Source organism: Rheinheimera sp. 1928-s (genome assembly GCF_029269265.1).
In the GTDB taxonomy this organism is placed as follows: domain Bacteria; phylum Pseudomonadota; class Gammaproteobacteria; order Enterobacterales; family Alteromonadaceae; genus Pararheinheimera.
Genome location: NZ_JARIXP010000009.1, coordinates 87,441 through 105,252, shown reverse-complemented (window position 1 = coordinate 105,252; position 17,812 = coordinate 87,441). Strand labels below are relative to the sequence as shown.

The 17,812-nt window shown below is 48.0% G+C and carries 13 protein-coding genes; 2 read left to right on the top strand and 11 right to left on the bottom strand.

The genetic code is table 11. The features are described 5' to 3' along the window. The first annotated feature begins 31 nt into the window (after positions 1-31). Complete coding sequence (locus P3C17_RS18865) at positions 32-2,122, top strand: amidohydrolase family protein (protein WP_300930868.1); 2,091 nt, start codon at positions 32-34, stop codon at positions 2,120-2,122. Between the two features lie 61 nt (positions 2,123-2,183). On the opposite strand, the gene P3C17_RS18860 is transcribed toward P3C17_RS18865, so the two are convergent. From P3C17_RS18860 to P3C17_RS18815, 10 genes are all read right to left on the bottom strand, one after another. Beyond that, entirely contained in the window at positions 2,184-3,503 is a 1,320-nt protein-coding gene (locus P3C17_RS18860) for a sugar MFS transporter (protein ID WP_300930867.1), read from the bottom strand. Then, the gene (nagA, locus tag P3C17_RS18855) at positions 3,500-4,648 is read right to left on the bottom strand and encodes an N-acetylglucosamine-6-phosphate deacetylase (protein WP_300930866.1); all 1,149 of its coding nucleotides are present in this window, start codon (positions 4,646-4,648) and stop codon (positions 3,500-3,502) included. The genes P3C17_RS18860 and nagA overlap by 4 nt, the downstream gene beginning before the upstream one ends. Continuing rightward, positions 4,645-5,643: an SIS domain-containing protein gene (locus P3C17_RS18850; protein ID WP_300930865.1), complete on the bottom strand. Its 999-nt coding sequence runs from the start codon at positions 5,641-5,643 to the stop codon at positions 4,645-4,647. The genes nagA and P3C17_RS18850 overlap by 4 nt, the downstream gene beginning before the upstream one ends. Further along, positions 5,640-6,563 (bottom strand): BadF/BadG/BcrA/BcrD ATPase family protein, encoded by a 924-nt coding sequence (locus P3C17_RS18845; protein ID WP_300930864.1) that lies wholly within the window; start codon positions 6,561-6,563, stop codon positions 5,640-5,642. Before P3C17_RS18845 ends, P3C17_RS18850 begins: the two co-directional genes overlap by 4 nt. Before the next feature lie 84 nt (positions 6,564-6,647). Further along, the gene (locus P3C17_RS18840; RefSeq protein ID WP_300930863.1) at positions 6,648-7,724 is read right to left on the bottom strand and encodes a heparan-alpha-glucosaminide N-acetyltransferase domain-containing protein; all 1,077 of its coding nucleotides are present in this window, start codon (positions 7,722-7,724) and stop codon (positions 6,648-6,650) included. A 51-nt stretch (positions 7,725-7,775) separates the two neighbouring features. After that, positions 7,776-10,046: an alpha-N-acetylglucosaminidase gene (locus tag P3C17_RS18835; protein ID WP_300930862.1), complete on the bottom strand. Its 2,271-nt coding sequence runs from the start codon at positions 10,044-10,046 to the stop codon at positions 7,776-7,778. Positions 10,047-10,112: 66 nt separating this feature from the next. Further along, the gene (locus P3C17_RS18830) at positions 10,113-12,770 is read right to left on the bottom strand and encodes a TonB-dependent receptor (protein ID WP_300930861.1); all 2,658 of its coding nucleotides are present in this window, start codon (positions 12,768-12,770) and stop codon (positions 10,113-10,115) included. A 178-nt stretch (positions 12,771-12,948) separates the two neighbouring features. Next, on the bottom strand, positions 12,949-13,971 hold the full coding sequence (locus P3C17_RS18825) for a LacI family DNA-binding transcriptional regulator (protein ID WP_300930860.1): 1,023 nt from the start codon (positions 13,969-13,971) through the stop codon (positions 12,949-12,951). Positions 13,972-14,161: 190 nt separating this feature from the next. Next, entirely contained in the window at positions 14,162-14,806 is a 645-nt protein-coding gene (locus P3C17_RS18820; protein ID WP_300930859.1) for an NADPH-dependent F420 reductase, read from the bottom strand. Positions 14,807-14,888: 82 nt separating this feature from the next. Beyond that, positions 14,889-15,761 (bottom strand): pirin family protein, encoded by an 873-nt coding sequence (locus P3C17_RS18815; protein WP_300930858.1) that lies wholly within the window; start codon positions 15,759-15,761, stop codon positions 14,889-14,891. A gap of 95 nt (positions 15,762-15,856) precedes the next feature. Between P3C17_RS18815 and P3C17_RS18810 the strand changes: the two genes are divergently transcribed. Further along, complete coding sequence (locus P3C17_RS18810) at positions 15,857-16,744, top strand: LysR family transcriptional regulator (RefSeq protein ID WP_300930857.1); 888 nt, start codon at positions 15,857-15,859, stop codon at positions 16,742-16,744. Between the two features lie 17 nt (positions 16,745-16,761). On the opposite strand, the gene P3C17_RS18805 is transcribed toward P3C17_RS18810, so the two are convergent. Continuing rightward, on the bottom strand, positions 16,762-17,655 hold the full coding sequence (locus P3C17_RS18805) for a LysR family transcriptional regulator (protein WP_300930856.1): 894 nt from the start codon (positions 17,653-17,655) through the stop codon (positions 16,762-16,764). Between the last annotated feature and the right edge of the window lie 157 nt (positions 17,656-17,812).

The following is a 17,812-nucleotide window of genomic DNA, read 5'->3' as shown; positions in this document are numbered from 1 at the left end:
GGTTGTCAGAATAAAAACCATGGAACTTACAATGAAAATCAAAGCATTAAGTCTGCTGACTTTGTTAGCTTGCTCCGGCTCGGTGTGGGCGGATGAACAGTATTCTTACACTATTCTGGTCGACAATGGCGTCAAAGCTGGTGAGCAGATTGTTGAAGTGAATGACGACGGCGAAATCAGCGTCCGCTATATTTTTAAAGACAACGGCCGCGGCCCTGAACTGGATGAAAAAATCAGCTTAAACAAAGAGGGTTTTATCAAGGATTATCAGGCCAAAGGCAATACCACCTTTGGCTCTGTCATTAACGAAAGGTTTAAAGTGACAGGTAATAACGCCAGTTGGAGCACAGGCAAAGAACAAAGCCAAGCCACGTATCAGCAAAACGCTTTGTATCTGCCGGTGGATGGCTCGCCTTATCTGTCGTCTATTGCGATAGCTGCCATGGCCAAAAGTGGCAAAAATTCCTTGCCTTTGTTACCAAGCGGCACTTTAACTCAGGACGTCGTCAGCGAACTTATCGTAGATAACGGAGGTGAAAAGCAGCAGGTGCAGTTACTGGTGCAAACAGGTGTAGGTTTTGAACCAAACTTTGTCTGGGCCACCCAAGGTGAAAACCCACGGCTGTTTGCTTATTTGATACCGGGTTATATCACACTGATTGAAGAAGGCTGGCAGCATAATGCCAAAGCTATGCTTGATATCCAGCAAAAAGCTGAAACGCTTTTACTGGAAAAGCTGGCTCAAATGCCTAAAAAGCTGAAGGGTTTAACAGTCGTTCGTCATGCCCGAATTTTTGATAGCGCAACACTGAAACTCAGTAGTCCCAGTGATATCTATCTGCTACGCGGCAAAATCACCAGCATAGTGCCAACCGGAACATTGCAAAGCCCAGTCGAGCATGAAATTGACGCAGCTAACCGTATTGTGTTACCCGGCCTGTTTGATATGCATGGTCACCTTTCGCGTTGGGAAGGTCCGCTGCATTTAGCTGCAGGTGTCACAACCCTGCGGGATATGGGCAATGACAACGCCACTTTGCAACTGATGATGGATGAAATCGACACCGATCAGCTGTTGGCTCCGACCATAGTGCCGACGGGGTTTCTGGAAGGCGAAAGCGCCTATTCTGCCCGCAATGGTTTTGTCATTAAAGATCTCGCTGAAGCAAAAAACGCCATCGACTGGTATGCCGCTCATGGTTATCCGCAGCTGAAAATTTATAACTCTTTCCCGAAAGACATACTCAAAGATACCGTGACTTACGCCCATAGCCGTGGTTTGCGGGTCAGCGGTCATGTACCGGCTTTTCTGAAAGCTGAAGATGCTATAGCGGCAGGTTTTGATGAAATTCAGCATATTAATCAACTGATGCTGAATTTTTTAGTCAAACCCGACACAGATACCCGCACCTTAGACCGTTTTTACCTACCCGCCAAACAAGTGGCTGCTCTGGATTTAAACGGCAAAGCCGTACAGGACTTTATCCGTCTGTTAAAAACTAATAATGTGACTGTCGACCCGACGCTGGCGACTTTTGATTTCCTGAAAAAAACCGATGGCACAGTGGGTGAACCATGGCGCGCTATAGTCAAACACCTGCCCCCTGATATTCAGCGCTCTTATGCCAGGGCAGAACTGGATATTCCGGATCAGGCCTCCGCCGAGCTGTATGCCAAATCCTACGCCAAAATGGTCGAATTTGTTGGCATGATGTACAAAGCTGGCATTCCGGTAGTCGCAGGTACAGACGAACTGGCAGGTTTTACCTTGCAAGGTGAGCTGGAATTATTAGTCAAAGCCGGCCTTACCGCTGCTGAAGCTTTGCAGGTCGCCACGTTAAACGGCGCCCGCTACAGCAAAGTGGAACAACACAAAGGTCAGATTAAAGTAGGTTTTGACGCCGACTTATTGCTGGTCGATGGCGATCCAACTAAAAACATAGCGGATATCCGCAAACTGGCTTTGGTGATCACCCAAGGCAAAGTTATGGTTCCGGCTGACTTATACCGCAAACTGGGGGTTGAGCCTTTTGTCAAAGATCAGGTGAAAATCCGCGACTTTGCGACAGAAGCAGGACAAGGTGGTGGCAAAACCCGGCAAGGACACCGGCATTTGCATTAATTACTGTTGAAATCCCTTGAAATCAAGCCTCTGAAAACTCAGAGGCTTTTTGTTACATATCTTATATGTCGGACTTCACCTTACAACCCCAGACTGCGTAATACAGAATCATGGCATAACAAGGTAACAACACCATATAACCGGCTATAGCACCAAAGTGTTGAGATAAAGCGCCATAGAGTAGCGGCAGCAAAGCACCACCTGCTATGCCCATAATCAGCAGCGCTGAAGCTTTGGGTGTTAATGAACCTAAACCAGCCAACGCCAAAGGCCAGACTGCAGGCCAAACTAACGCATTAGCCAGACCTAATAAGGCCACCAGACTGATAGGATCGGGTAACAAAGGTAATCCAGCCCACCCCCATAACAGCGCAGAAATCGCAGTGTTACTTGGGTCTGAAACTAAAATACTTATCGACAACACCAAACCTAAACCAGCAGATGTAGCCAAAGCCTGGCGCTGCGATAAAACTTTAGGCACCAGCAATAAACCCAGACTGTAACCCAGCACCATAAAGGCCATGGTATAGGAGGCTAAAGTGGTAGCGCCCTGAACATTGAGTGCAGAACCCAATAAACCTATGGTATCCCCTGCTATGACCTCTACTCCGACATAACAAAACAAGGTAATAACACCAAGCACCAGATGACGGTGTTGCCAGACAGAAGTTTCACTACCATCTATTGTTACAGGTGCAGCTTCTGCCGGTAAATCCGGCAAGGCAGAAAAACGCAAAGCGACAGCCAGTAGCAAAATAGCCACAGCAATTCCGGTATAAGGTGTAATCAGCTGCGACGCTAACAAAGTTAATTGCTGCTGACGTTCCGCCTCGCCCAGCAGAGCCAGACTGTCTGCCGTGATATGGCCTAAATCCTGTAATACCAGCCAGGTGAACACCAAAGGCGCCAATACACCTGCACTTTTATTTAAAATGCCCATTAAGGAAATACGGGCAGCGGCTGAGTGTTCTGGCCCTACTCTTACCAAATAAGGGTTTGAAGCGGTTTGCAACAAAGTTAAACCCGATCCGACCACAAACTGCGCCAGTAAAAACACCATAAACTGTTGGCTGTAAGCGGCAGGAATAAACAAAGCGCAGCCCAAAGCAATCAGCCCTAAGCCGATAGACATGGCGTTTTTATAGCCCGACCAGGCCAGCACTCTCGCCATAGGTAAAGCCATCACCACATAAGCAATATAAAAACTAAAGGCGATTAAAAGTGCCTGAAATTCCTCTAACTGGCATACCAGCTGTAAAAACGGGATCAAAGCGCCATTAAGCCAGGTAATAAAACCAAACATAAAAAACAGCACGCCGATAATGATGATCGGCTGCAGGCTTGATGAACTGCCTGATGGGTTCTGAGTAACGTTGCTCATATAGTTTCCTTTTTATTATTCTGTTGTTCCACGCCTTGTAACCAGCAGCGCTGCACATTCAGGTTGTCGTCTAATAACAGCATATTGGCAGCAGCTCCGCTTTGCAGCTGCCCCATATGATCCAATCCAGCCAAACGCGCCGGATTGGTGCTCAAGGCTTTTAAACCTGAGGTTAAGGGTAATGCCAAATCCAGACAAAAATGCCGCAAGGCTGTATTCATGTCCAAAGCTGAACCCGCTAATGTGCCATCAGGTAAAGTCAGTTTCAGACCTTCCCGACGAATCGCAGTCTGCAAATAGGGTAATAGCTGTAAGTCACTGCCAGTATGAGCCATTGCATCTGTCACCAGAATCAGTTTGTCTTCGCCTTTGCACTGCGCTGCAATACGCGCCGACACAGGATGAACATGCAAATGATCCAGAATCAAACCACAATACACCTGCGAACTGGCCAAAGCCGCCCCTACCATGCCGGGTTCACGACTGGTCAAAGGCGACATCGCATTAAATAAATGGGTAAAACAGCGGGCTCCGGCGTCAATAGCGGCCAATGCTTGTTCTGCGGTAGCTGCAGAATGTCCCAGACTGACGATGACGCCTTGAGCCACAAGCTCTCGGATTTGCTCCACAGGCACAGTTTCAGGTGCTAGGGTCACCATCACTTTGCCTATGTCTTTGCGGCAAATCAGCTGCATTTCTTTATCCGACAAAGGCCTGATCTGCTCTGCAGGATGAATACCACGGCGAGCAACCGACAAATGCGGGCCTTCAAAATGAATACCCAACACTGTATGCTGCGGCTCTGGCAAGAGTTCAGCCACAGCATCTGCAGCACGTTGCATCACCTCCAGACTGTCGGTGATCACTGTCGGCAACATACCCGTAGTGCCAAAGCCAAGATGAGCTTTGCTAATGGTTTTGAGCGCTGTGACATCAGGTAACTGGTTAAATAACACCCCACCGCCACCATTGACCTGAATATCAATAAAGCCAGGACAAAGCAAGCCTTGCAGTTGAGGCTGATGGTGAAGCTGCGGTTTTACACCGGATTGCAGCGCAACTATACGGCCCTGCAGCCAGTCCAGCCGAACATCCTGCAGCAGCTCTTTGCCATCAAAACAATGGGAAACATAAATGCTGTTCATAAGGTGCTGGTCACTTTATTCAGGCCAACAGGCGCATCCGGATTATGGCCAAGCGCCAAAGCCACAGCTTCTATATCAAGATAAAAGCGCTGCATCAGCAATAAAGGCTGTAATCGTGGGTGAATAGTCTGCTGAGCTGCGTTTAAAGCCAAAGTCAGAACCACACCACCACGTTTTTTTACTTCGGCGATTTGCGCCTGATGGGCTTCACTGCTTTCATCATTCAGTTGCACATTCAACAGCGTCAAAGGCTGATTCAGTAACGAAATAGGACCATGTAAAAACTCTGCGCTGCTAAACGCTTCCGCCTGAATACCACAGACTTCTTTGATTTTTAGAGCTATCTCTCTGGATATCGCGTAACCAAAAGCCCGCCCTAACACCACACAATGACGAAGCGTTTTGATGTGATCGGCATGCAGCTGGGCCGGCTGATCTAGCACTTGTTGCAACGCAGCAGGCAAGTTCTCTAACGCATCCAGCAGCTCTTCGTCCTGCTTCCAATGTGCGACCAGTTGCAGCAAAGCAGAAAGTGTACAAAGATAACTTTTGGTAGCTGCTACTGCTTTTTCAGGCCCGGCCAGCAGAGGTATGGCATAGTCCGCTAAAGCGGCCAGCGGAGAGCTGATGTCATTGACCAAAGCCACAACTAAAGCGCCACTTTGTTTGGCCGCCCTGCCTTGAGCCAGCAAATCTTCACTGCGGCCCGACTGAGAAATCAGCAGAACCAGTGCCTTATTCAGCTTCAGTTGCCTGGAGAATAAACTGGCAACCGAAGGCGCGGCGGCAGCCACCACAACTCCCAATTCCACTTCAATCAGATAACGGGCAAACACACCAGCGTGGTCTGAAGTGCCACGGCCAACCATATAAACAAAAGCCGGATCAAAATCTCTGATCTTTTTCGCCAACTCCTGATATAAAGCCTCGTTACTCTGATTTTGCTGTTCAATTTTTTGCCAGCTTGAACTGGCTTCTTGTCGCATTAACGTCATGCTGCTCTCTCCGCAAAAAGCTGTCGGGCCAGCACCACTGCGCCAACCTCAGGGGGACCCAGCACAGGGCTGAGCTGTTGTTGTAAGTCCGTAGGTAACAAGTCGGCTAAAAATGGCGCTAAACCACCTATCATGGCGATACGGGACGCTCCGGTTTTTAATAGCCGATGTAACAACGCCTGAATGTAATCCAGACCACGGCTGGTAATATCCAGCGCATGCGGATCAGCAAGCTGCTGATACCTTAAGACCAGCGGCGCCAACTGGGCATAGTCCGTTGCTTTGTAGCCTATACAGCAGCTGATCAGGTCTGTATTGCTACCAACACCTAAAGTCCGGCAAATAGTTTTGGTCAGCTCAGTCTCAGCCGTTAAACCATCCAAACTATCCAAAGTGGCGCATACCGCCTGCCAGCCAAACCAGGCGCCGCTGCTTCTGTCTCCAAGTGGAAAACCCTGAGCACTGAATAAAAACTGCTCGTTATCCACAGTAGAAAAAGCCGCTGTGCCTGTGCCGGTAATTAAAATGGCACCGTCCCGGCCTGCATGAGCACCGAGACAGGCGATATGCAAATCTGTAGTTACAGTTAAACTGGCAAAAGGATGAGACCAATGTTGCATCTGGCTTTGCACACGAGGCACATTAACACCTGCTAAACCCATCACTACATGACAATTAGCCAAAGCAGTGTCGGTATAGCCTGCCTGCTGTACCACCTGCTGACAGGCCTGCAGTATGGAATCCACAGCCACAGCAAAATCTGTCGCCGGATTGGCCGGTCCTGTTACAGCCTCAGCCAATAAAGCACCCTTGCCGGTTTCCAGTCTGGCTTTGCACTTGGTGCCGCCGCCATCCACTCCAATAAAAAGTTGTTCGTGTTGCATTGTTTGCTGAATAGTTTTCTGCATAGTGTTCGTCACCCGGATCCCCTTTCAGGTCAGTTTTTGGGTAAACCAAGGGCATACCATCTGGCAAAACCAGATGATCTGCAGAACCTGGATCTGTTAAATTTTTACGAAGATTTTGCGCTGATACAGCCACCAGACCGGCAGATAACAAAGCACCAGAAAAGCCGCAATCCACACGCCAACACTGAAAAACTGGTTCCAGCCTAAAGCTGCAACCCACTGCTGATAAGCACCATGCACCGACTGTCCAGCCACCGGCACTTCCAGCAGTTTTTCCATGGCCACATGCAGCACATAAGCCACTATAGCGTTGGCACCAAAAATCAGCGGAACACGGGTCAATTGCTGGTACCCTTTGACATCAGAGAACCAAATCAGCAAGGCCAACACCATACTCGCCATACCGCTGGTGACCAGCACAAAAGAGCTGCTCCAGATCTGCTTAATCAAAGGAAAAAACAAACTCCAGAGGCACCCCAGCAAAAAGCTACAAAAACCTAATACAAACAAAGACATCACCAGTTGCGGCAGTTGTTGCTTGTAAGCCAGCACCAGCCGCCCCATCAGCACACCAAACAAACCACTGGCAATAGCAGGATAAGTACTCAGAATGCCTTCAGGATCCCAGCTTCCACGCCACAACATGCCGGGTAAAAAAGCGCTGTCGAACCAGTTGATCAGGTTGGCATCACGTTCCAACTGACCGGCCACTAAACCAGGAGCTGGCACCAGTAAAATTAACAGCCAGTAGCTGATCAGAATAAAACCCAGTATGTGCATCAGTCGTTTGCTGCTGAACTGCATCGCCAAAAAGGAGCACACGAGATAGACCACAGCGATACGCTGCAGCACACCCAAAATGCGGATATCAGCAAACTTCAGATACATCAGATTGACGACAATACCTAAGCCAAACATAATCAGACTGCGGCGCAGTACCTTTAATCGCAGTGCTGATAATTCTTCAGCGCTGCGTTCAATGGGCCTCATCCCTATGGCAATAGCCACACCGACAATGATCAGGAAAAACGGAAAAATAAAATCAGCGAAAGTCACACCATCCCAATACGCATGGGAAAATTCGCCATAGGTGTTGGGGCTGTTGACCATAATCATCAAAATAATGGTCAGGCCCCGGAACAAATCTAACGCCAGTAAACGTTGTGCTTGCATAGTGAATTCCTGCTGTGCTGACATAAAAGTCCGCACTGCTCTGCTTAAAAGTTACAGATTTGAAGGGGGCGCTTTGCTGGCCGTGACCAGAGCCTGCAAAGCAGCAATAGCTGTAAAAGCATCTGCTGGCTGTTGAGCTGGTGCAGGCAGAGCTTTGTCCAGCCAGGCAGCTTCCCAGTCGACCAGTTGCTGCTCTACTGCGGCTTTATCAAGGGTTTTCCCCTCTTGGGCGGCTTTGCGCTGCGCATCAAACATCAGCTCCCAGCGCGGCAGATAAAAATCGGCATACATGCCCTGCCAGGCTTTGGACGCATAATCTTTCAGCTTCAAACCACCCCAACTGGTCACCTGACGTCTGGCATTGCGTTCATACAAAGCCGCTAATTCTGGTGTGTCGGCATAATCACGCGCCTCTTTCACCCAGCTATGCAACGTTTCCTGCTGGCCCCCAATCAGTGCGTCAACCCCCAGGATCAGCGCTTTGGCCTGTTGCCGCCAGCTATCGCCTTGTTCAATATTGCCTTGCTGATAGGCCAGCATGCTGTGCTGCAGCAACATATCAATATGCTGAGTAACTGCATGACGGGTCAGATCAATCAGGTCATACTTCAGCAGTGTGCTGCGCTCATTTTCTGGCAAAGCCACCAGTTCACGCAGTGCCTGATCCAGTAAAACCAGATTGCCGGGAGCACCGGTATAGCGCAGATAATCCAGTGAAGGCCGCTTAAATAACAGGTAAGCTCCGGCAGAACCTTCCCACCAGCGTGGTTCCCAGTATTTAGTACTGAACACCGCTTTGTATAATTTATTCCAGGCCGATAACAACGCCGGACTTGCAGCGCCATAACGGGCTTTCAGGTAATGCTCTAACCAATCACTGGTTGCTGTCGCCTGACCTTGCCAGGCCACGTCAAACATATATTCGTAAGCCACTGAGGTGCTGTGAATACCTTCAGGGAACACACCGTAACCCGTCAAATTGCCTTTATCAGCATGATGCAAGGCGGCATCGACTTTTTCTTTGTAGTAATCAAAGTCGGCATACACAGGGTTGCTGCCGCCATAATTGTGAATAAAACCAAAGACCCAGTCTTTGTTGTAAAAACCTTTGGCTTTTTGCCAAACATCAAACCTGTCGTTGCCTATGTCGTGGATCATCAGCTTGTTGTCAGGCACTTTACTTAAAAAGGCTTCGATAGATTTCAGATCCCAAAAATGCTGATCCGAACCAAACATCCAGCCCTGCATCACCCAGGTGGCATCAGGTACGGATTGCGCCAGAGACTGATACAAAGCTTCGCCGTAACCGGCTAAATCCTGATGGCGCTGATCGGCCGACACTGGTGGCAACATTTCATTAAAGGCATCCAGCAGGTAATACTTCTGCTCACCATATTCGACGTTATACAATTCGATAAAACGTTTCGCGACTTTGGCAAATAACGGATCGGCCGGGTCCAGCCAATAGGTTTCATTGGCAAAACCAGACCATTTTGGCATAGCGGAAATTTTGGCGTCCGGAAACAAAGTTTTGAATTGCTTAGGCACATAACCTGAAAACGCCGGTACTACAGGTTTCATGCCGTAGTCGGCCATACGCGCCATAATCTGTTTTTGCAGCTGACGTTTTTTTTCAATATATTCATCAGGCAAAGGGCCTTCGTGGCCTTCAATATTGCCCATACGTTGCCACGGCGTAAAAGCCGGGCCTGAGAAATAGCTGGCCAGTTCAGAGTCATTGACCCCAAACTCACGCCAGAGTTGTTGCCAGATAAATTCCTGACCTTCCATAGCCACAGGATTATTCACCCCATGCAGTGCCATCCAGTCCAGTTCTTGCTCCCATCGGGTCCAACCCCACCATGGTGTGGTGTAACCATAAGCACAAACGTTCAGATAAGCCCGTTGCTTAAATAGAGAACTGACACGTTCAAGCGGATAATCAGCAAAGTGCTCTGGTAAGGCTATTCTGTTGCCTTCCCAACTGACCGACATCACACCAATTTGACGCAGATACTCGTAGGTTCCGTAACTTAAAGCCGTCAGCGCATTGGCACTAATATAAAGCTGACCATCACGGGCCTCTACCTGATACCAGTCGGTCTGGTTATCCTTCAACAAAGTAAAATGGACATTAGGTACGGTCTTACCAGCGACACGCTCAAATAAATCCCGAACAGGCTTAACCTCTGAGCTGCTTTGTTGTGCGACTGCGGTTTGAACTGGCGCAGTTTGTGTTGGCGCTCCGGCCGGACTACAGCCGGTCAGCATCAAGGTGGTTATAACACCACAGGCTGCCGCACTAAGACGAAACGAAAACATCGGATCTTCCTTCTTGTTTTTGGTTTTTAGTAAGGAGCCAGCCCACTGAGCTGGCTCCTGTAGTTATTACAGGCTGAAGTTCATGCCCAGATAATAACTACGACCAATCACACTGGTTGTTTGCCAGGCACGGGTCAGCTCATCACGATAAGCTTCTTCGTCTTTGCCATTGAGGTTCAGTGCACCAAAACGCACTGACCACTGCTCGCTAATATTCCAGCCTAACAGTACATCGATCTGATTACGACCTTCAACAGTGCGGCCTTCACGAGCGAAAAACGCATCTGTGCTGTCTTGTATATAAGGACTGCGGTGGTTCAGTGAAACACGGGCACTGTAATCGTCATTTTCCCAATAGCCTGTGATGTTCCAGGTTTGTTCTGACGAGTTGGTCAGCGTAAAACCTTCACTTTCATCCACCAGTATACGGGTGTAGTTTGAACTTAAACCAAAACCAGCCACTGGTAACCAGTTATCCAGACCCTGGTTCCAGCCTATTTCATAGCCTTTGACCGTCAGTTTTGAGCTATCGTTATAAATGGCAGTGATGTCATAGATATTGCCTGCACTATCGACACAATCAGAACCTGAAGTGCTCAGCGCTGTGCCGTCGTATGAATCCGGACAAATCAGTTCACTGACAGTGCCGTTTTTTATATCTTTTTGGAACAGGTTGACGGTAAAGGAATCGCCTTCGCTGTAATACCACTCCCAGCCCAAATCCAGTTGATTAGCTGTCAAAGCCGCCAGTTCAGGTTGGCCGAGATTCACTGTATAAGTGCGGGTACCAAAAGAGTTGGACGCTGAAGTTTCAGATGGGGCCAGTTGAGTGTTGGACGTTAACATAGGACGCACCAGTACTTTGGCTGCAGCCAGACGCACTTGCATATCGTCGTTTAATTCCAACACCAGGTTAGCACTTGGCAGGAAGTTGTCGTAATTAAAGCCTTGCGTGGTTTCACCTATCGCCAGCTTAATTTCTTCGTTATCCGGGTGAGTGTCCCCTGTAATGTAGGTGTTGATATCACGCTCGGTGCGCTCATAACGACCGCCTATATTGCCGCGCAGTGGCAAGCCGCCTACTTCGGTTTCAAAGTCAGTCATCAGGTAAGCTGATGTAATAGTTTGATCAACAGAATAGCTGGACTGAGCGGCAAATAAAGTTGGTACTGTCACGCCTTCTGCAGTTAAGGCATCACGGTAAGCCTGGATATTAGGCGCTATCCAGCTGTGCTGAATATCCATTTTGTTATCAAGGAAATCCGAAACTATATAACCATATTCAGCCATTGAAGGTAAATCAGCTGGATCGGCATCACCTATAGCAGCCCTGTCGGTCCGGTAGACTTCCCTTTCCATAGTTTCATTACGGTATTTCACGCCAGCCGCAACACTGGTGAACCAACCCCATTCCAGCCCACGTTGTGCGTCGAACTGTATTGCACTTTCCTCTGATTCCGTCAGACGACTGGCACCATTCGGGTATTCGTTACGTGGCATCACGGCCGGATACAACGCCGGATCAGCCAGATTATCGGCAATATTAAAACTAATATTGGATGGATCAGTAATATCCAACGTGGCTCGTGAAATCACTGTCGCCAGAATAGCTGCTTCTTCGTTGTGCACAGCTTCACCTGCGGTGTAGTGCATTACGCTGCTGAAGGTCCAGTCTTGCCAGTCGTAATCCAGCTCTAAAGTATAAGCTTCAGAGGTTGCATCTTTCTCTTCCATCTGACGGTTATTTTCATTGGTGAAGTTATCAATCTGAATGCTGTTATAAACGCCATTTTCAGCATCGCCTAAACGGGTGATCTGGTTTTCATTAAACAGAAACACCTGCTGATTTAAATCCTGCTTAGTGTCGTCCCCTGCATACACTGTGGTCAACTTAGCTTCAAAAGCGTTGGTTGGTTTCCACTGCACTGTGCCGTTAAATAACTCCCGCTCTGTTTCGCGGTCAATACGACGGTAACGTGGCCGACGTGGTGTGACATCATCTGTAGCTGAGTCGACAAACCAGCGGTCCATCCAGAAGTTATCTACCCTGTCATCCAGTTCCTGATAACCAATATTCAGCAATACACCTACAGTGCCATTAGCGAACTGATCAATATAAGTAGCATTGGCTTTAGGGGTAATGTCGTCGGTTGGAGAAAACTCTGAGTATTGGCCTTTACCTGACAGTAATATTTTGCGTTCACTAAAGGATAAAGGCGAAGCGGTATCTATGTTGATGGTACCGGATAATCCGCCAGCGTCCATATTGGCTGTTGGGGATTTAATAACTTCAATGGTGGATGCCAGTTCAGTTTGAATAATGTCAAACCGAAAACCACTGGTAAAATCTGCACTGGCCATGGTCTGGCCATTTAACGTGGTGCGGGCATATTGAGAGCCTAAACCACGCACGCTGATTGTTGAGCCGCGACCATTAACGTTAGAAATTTGTACACCCGGAATACGCTGAATAGCCTCAGCAATGTTTTCGCTTGGAAACTTACCTATATCCTCAGTGGTGATAGCGTCAGTAATTTTAGTGTCCTGACGTTTGATGTCAGCAGCTGCTGCCAGACTGCCGCGGAAACTGACCTGGATCACTTCCACGTTTTCTTCTTCAGCCGCCTTGTCCTGCGCATGCGTGACGGCTGGTACAAATAAAGTCGCCAAAATAGAAGCGAGTAGTGTTTTTTTCCCAAACGGATGCTGATTCAACCTGTTCATGCCTGTGCTCTCTATGTTGCCAATCATTATTTTTGTGATCGTCTGTTCCTCTATCCGGAGCTTTCTGATCGGTGATTTATTCATCACTCTGAATTTAAATTAGCACCCACCTGTCAACGTTGTCAATTAAAAACATGACAACGTTGACCGTTATTTTAAATGATTGATTTAGAACAGGTTAATCAATAAAAGATACGGAGTCGCGTAAAACAAGCTGCAATTTAATGCTGCAATGTGCAGGAGGTTGTTCAGGTTCCAGCATCAGCGCAATCAGCATAGATGCTGCTTTGGCGGCAATTTCCGCATTAGGCTGATGGACTGTGGTTAAACCTGGCCAGGTCTGGCGGGAGAAAGGACTGTTTTCAAAACCTACGATAGATAAATCCTGCGGCACTGCCAGTTCGCGCTTACGGGCTGCATATAAAGCCCCTGCCGCAATTTCATCGTTACAACCAAAAAGTGCTGTTGCTGCACTGCCCTGCTGTAATAATGTTTCTGTCATTTGCACTCCGGAATCAAAGGTGAAATTACCTGATATCACCAGTTCTTCCTGTACCTCGATACCCGCATTTTCAAGTGCAGCACAATAACCACGGTAACGACCTAAAGAAGATTTGTGATCTTTGTGATATCCCAGAAAAGCAATGCGCCGATGACCCTGAGCCAACAAATGTTCAGTAATGGCCTGCCCCGCCTGTTCATCGTCAACGTATATAGTAGGACAAAGCTCATCCGGGGGTTCAGCACCAGAGACAATACGGACCACTTTGGCCTGCTGAGCCAGAAGTTGCTGCACTAACTCAGTGCTTTCCGATAGAGGTGGAGTCAGGATCACCCCGCCGATCTGATTGGTGCCAATCATGCTGGTTAACTCATGCCACACCTGATCCGAAGCCGAATCCGTTGGATGGATCACCAGCTCAAAACCTTTTTTGCGGCACTGCGACAAAATACCGTTTTGCATTTCAATCACATAGTGACTATTCGGGTTATCGTAGACAAAAGCCAAAGAAAAAGGTGCAGTGCGCATCAGCCTGGCCGTACGGTTAGGCTGATAATTTAGCTGCGCAATCACAGCCTGAACTTTAGCTTTCACTTCATCACTGACCCAGGCTTCGTTATTCACCACCCTGGACACACTTTTGAAGGAGACACCCGCCAGGCGGGCCACGTCTTTGATCGTAGGTTTTTTAACCGGCATAGCTTCCAATCTGCAGTACAGACTTTAGTGAATGATCATAAGTTACGGAACTGCTTGATAAAACTTTACAATTCCACAAGCTAGGACTTTATACCTTCACCCAAAATCTGTCCAAAGATCTTTTACTGCATAAAATAGTTCAATTGAAATCACAGCTACCCCACAACACCTGATAGCTGCGTAAACAAGATTATATTTTGATCAGGTTATGGGTAGCCAAAGCGCCAAAAGGCAATTCCATTAAGCGGCCACCTGTGTCGAGCGAACCCAAATCCACCGCGAAATAACCACAAGCTTCAAGCAGACTACGAACTTCAGCTTTGGCGGCAGCATCGTCACCTGAATAAAACAAAGTACGTTTTCCGCCAGACACTTCAGGCTCTGGCAGCACAGCAACATCCAAATGGTTAAAGGCTTTAACTACTCTGGCTCCAGGCACCAAATCACGAACGACGCTACTGGATGATTTGCCACCGAGGTCTATTGCTTTAATGCCATACGCCGCCAATGGGTTGGTTGGATCTTTGGCATCGGCAGAGTTCGGGTCTAAAAACAAGACCGGGTTGGTGCCGTCTATCACAATACGGTTATTCCAGGCAGGCAAACTGCCTAATAAAGACTCGATTGCCAGCCAGGGCACGGCAACCAGCACTATATCGGCTTGCGCTGCTTGTTCCAGTGTGCCCGCTGTGATAGTTGGCCCTAATTCTTTAACCAAATCAGATAGTGACTCCGGCCCTGATCTGTTAGAAATAATGGCTGAAAGACCACTTTTAGCCAAAGCTCGTGCCACGTTAGAACCTAAAGCTCCTGAACCTAAAATACCAATACTCATGCTACTCTCCTGATGAATGGGGCAATTATTGTCATACCGTCAGAGCCCCTGTATCTGACGAGTGATATTTAAAGTCTGGCTGTCAGATCTGGCCTTTTAAGCGCAACTCTCTGCCAATGCGTTGTATTTCCTGCTCACCTTTTGCAAGCGCTTCCCGGCTGGAATGCACAGAATAGGATCCCATTACCAGCGGATGTGGGTGTGGAATGGCCGCACCAAAAACAAAAGATGCGGCCCCCTGAGCCACCAGAGTAATGGCCGTTTCAGAGGCATCAAACACCACCAACTCCCCCTGATTGATGGTGGCTGTTCCTGTTAAATCGCCTTGGTAGATGGATAACCAGGCCACTGTTTGACCAGGTTCAGGCTGATAGCGCCAGACGTCGCCATCCTGTAGTTGCACATGGTAATAATTAACCCCAGCAGTAAATTCAATAGGGCTTTTTGCGCCTTGATACTGCCCCAACAACACAGAAACCGCGCCTACAACCTCGATTTCTGCAGGGTCTATATTCCGGCTTTGAGCTGGCGCATTTTCTTCATGCTCAGGCAATGTCAGCCACAGCTGAAACATCTCCAGTGCAGTTTCGCCGGAAATTCCGCCATCGTGCCAGACACCATTACCCGCTTTCATCCACTCCAGTCCAGCCGTCTTCACTACACCGGTTTCACCCGTTGTGTCTGCAAAGAGGATGTCACCCTTGATAGGCAAGGACAAAGTGGCAATACCTGAATGCGGATGCATACCAAATAACTTGGCTTTTGACGCTGGTAGTACACCATAATCAAGAAACACAAAAGGCTTAATCAGTTGGCCTAAATCAGACGGACTGACCAGACGAGTTATAGGTCCCCGGGTTACACCACCAGTACGCGCAACAACAGAGCGTTGTTGTTCTACATCTGGTGTAGCTTCAATGGCTTGATAGTTTTGGTGCTTGATCACAGTGTTCATCATTTGCTCCTCAGTGGATGAAGCAAACTATAATCGATAGAAAAACATCAAAATAGCCTATATGATTAGATGAAAACCATCTGGAATTTAGATACATGCTTGACGCAGTCACCCTGGATCAACTTCGTACTTTTGTTGCCGCAGCAGAGCAAGGCAGTTTTTCAGCCGCAGGCCGCAAGATTAGGCGGGCTCAGTCTGTAGTGAGCCATACTCTTGCCAATCTCGAGTTGCAACTGGGCGTCACACTTTTTGATCGTAGCAGCAGATATCCGCAACTTACGCCAGCCGGAGCCTCTTTGCTCACCGATGCGAAAGCCGTGATTGATAGTATGGATTTGCTAAAAGCCAGAGCCCATTCGTTATCTGAAGGTCTGGAACCTGAATTGTCAGTGGCGGTTGATGTGATGTTTCCAATGGACACCCTGACGTCGGCAGTTGGTTACTGCAAACAGCATTTTGAACACACACCGCTGCGGCTTTATGTCGAAGCTTTGGGTGGCGTTACACAACAAGTGATGGATGGCACTTGCAGGCTAGGCATTATTGGCTCGCTTCCTACTGTGCCGGACGAACTGACCGTCGAGCCACTGAGTAATATACAGTTTGCCACTGTGGTCTCTCCTGCTCACGCCTTAGCCCAGCAGCCTTTTGATATCACAGCAGATGAGCTGAGCCGTCATGTGCAGTTAATTTTGACAGACCGTACTGTGCTTTCCAGTGGCCGCACTTTTGGTGTGATGTCGCCGCTTACCTGGCGTTTAGCCGATCTTGGTGCTAAACATGCGTTTTTAAAAGCTGGTTTTGGCTGGGGGCATATGCCAAAGCATATGGTGGAAAAAGATATAGCTGACGGACTTTTGGTGTCATTGACGCTGCAGAACATGCCTGCAGCAGCCATGTATTTAACCACCAAGATTGTTTATCGCAAAGACGCCCCGCCAGGCCCTGCTGGCAGAGCTTTTATTTCACAGCTAAAGAGCTAAGAAACGGGTAGGCTGCGTCAGGTTTCTGCCTTTTCAAAATAGGGAACCAACCGATCGATAAAAGTTCGCAGCGCTAATGACTGATGTTTTCTGGAGCGGTAAACCGCATAAATACCCAGCGAAACAGCTTGGTAGTTTGGTAATACCTGCACCAATTTTTTATCATTAATCAGTGCCTGCACCGCATATCGTGGCTGTAAAGAAATACCCCGGCCTTTCAACACTGAGTGCAACAACAACGACGATTCATTTGCGCTGTAATTGCCTGATACTGTTGCAACAACAGGCTGTTCGTCTTTGATGAAATGCCACAAGCTTTTACCAAAGTTGGAATACATTAAACAGTTATGCGAGGCTAAATCATCAAGGTACACAGGATAACCGTGGCGCTTTAAATAATCTTCAGTTGCACACAGTACAGAGCGGCAAACGCCAAGCGGACGCGCAATCAGATTCGGATCTAATTCGTTGGTAATACGGATAGCCAAATCAATTCTGTCTTCCACCAGATGGGTTACCTGATTACTGACATGCACATCAATACGCACTTTTGGGTAGTCATCCAAAAAGGTATCCACCACTTGGGGTAATAAATCTTCGGCAACAAATTGCGAGCAGGAAATACGGATAGTGCCTTCAGGTGCAGCAACCAGATTCTGCTCTAAAGGTGTCGAGACTTCTTTGGCTAAATCCAGCAAAGAACGGCAATGACTAAATGCTTTTTCACCTGCCACTGTCAACGTCAGTTTTCGGGTGGATCTGTGTACTAACTGAGCGCTGGCCCATTGCTCCATTTCAGCCAGATAGCGAGTCACCATGGAGCGTGACATATCCAACGCCTGAGCCGCTCCGACTAAACTGCCCTGCTCTACAATGCTTACAAAAACTTCAGCCGCTTTAATCCTGTCCATTCTTTTTACTATATGTTCGATTTATGCAACTAACTATTGCCAGTTTTATGGTTTATTGCAAGTTATTTGCAACCTACACTTTGCACCATGTAATGAATTGGAAAAAGCACAACAACATAAATCTGCTGTCAGTTGCTCACTCTTCATGCAATCAACA

What these genes read in the sequence shown, in the direction of transcription:
- P3C17_RS18865 (WP_300930868.1), top strand. Translation starts at nt 32, where the DNA reads ATGAAAATCAAAGCATTAAGTCTGCTGACTTTGTTAGCTTGCTCCGGC.
- P3C17_RS18860 (WP_300930867.1), bottom strand. Translation starts at nt 3,503, where the DNA reads ATGAGCAACGTTACTCAGAACCCATCAGGCAGTTCATCAAGCCTGCAG.
- nagA (WP_300930866.1), bottom strand. Translation starts at nt 4,648, where the DNA reads ATGAACAGCATTTATGTTTCCCATTGTTTTGATGGCAAAGAGCTGCTG.
- P3C17_RS18850 (WP_300930865.1), bottom strand. Translation starts at nt 5,643, where the DNA reads ATGACGTTAATGCGACAAGAAGCCAGTTCAAGCTGGCAAAAAATTGAA.
- P3C17_RS18840 (WP_300930863.1), bottom strand. Translation starts at nt 7,724, where the DNA reads ATGCAAGCACAACGTTTACTGGCGTTAGATTTGTTCCGGGGCCTGACC.
- P3C17_RS18835 (WP_300930862.1), bottom strand. Translation starts at nt 10,046, where the DNA reads ATGTTTTCGTTTCGTCTTAGTGCGGCAGCCTGTGGTGTTATAACCACC.
- P3C17_RS18830 (WP_300930861.1), bottom strand. Translation starts at nt 12,770, where the DNA reads ATGAACAGGTTGAATCAGCATCCGTTTGGGAAAAAAACACTACTCGCT.
- P3C17_RS18825 (WP_300930860.1), bottom strand. Translation starts at nt 13,971, where the DNA reads ATGCCGGTTAAAAAACCTACGATCAAAGACGTGGCCCGCCTGGCGGGT.
- P3C17_RS18820 (WP_300930859.1), bottom strand. Translation starts at nt 14,806, where the DNA reads ATGAGTATTGGTATTTTAGGTTCAGGAGCTTTAGGTTCTAACGTGGCA.
- P3C17_RS18815 (WP_300930858.1), bottom strand. Translation starts at nt 15,761, where the DNA reads ATGAACACTGTGATCAAGCACCAAAACTATCAAGCCATTGAAGCTACA.
- P3C17_RS18810 (WP_300930857.1), top strand. Translation starts at nt 15,857, where the DNA reads ATGCTTGACGCAGTCACCCTGGATCAACTTCGTACTTTTGTTGCCGCA.
- P3C17_RS18805 (WP_300930856.1), bottom strand. Translation starts at nt 17,655, where the DNA reads ATGGACAGGATTAAAGCGGCTGAAGTTTTTGTAAGCATTGTAGAGCAG.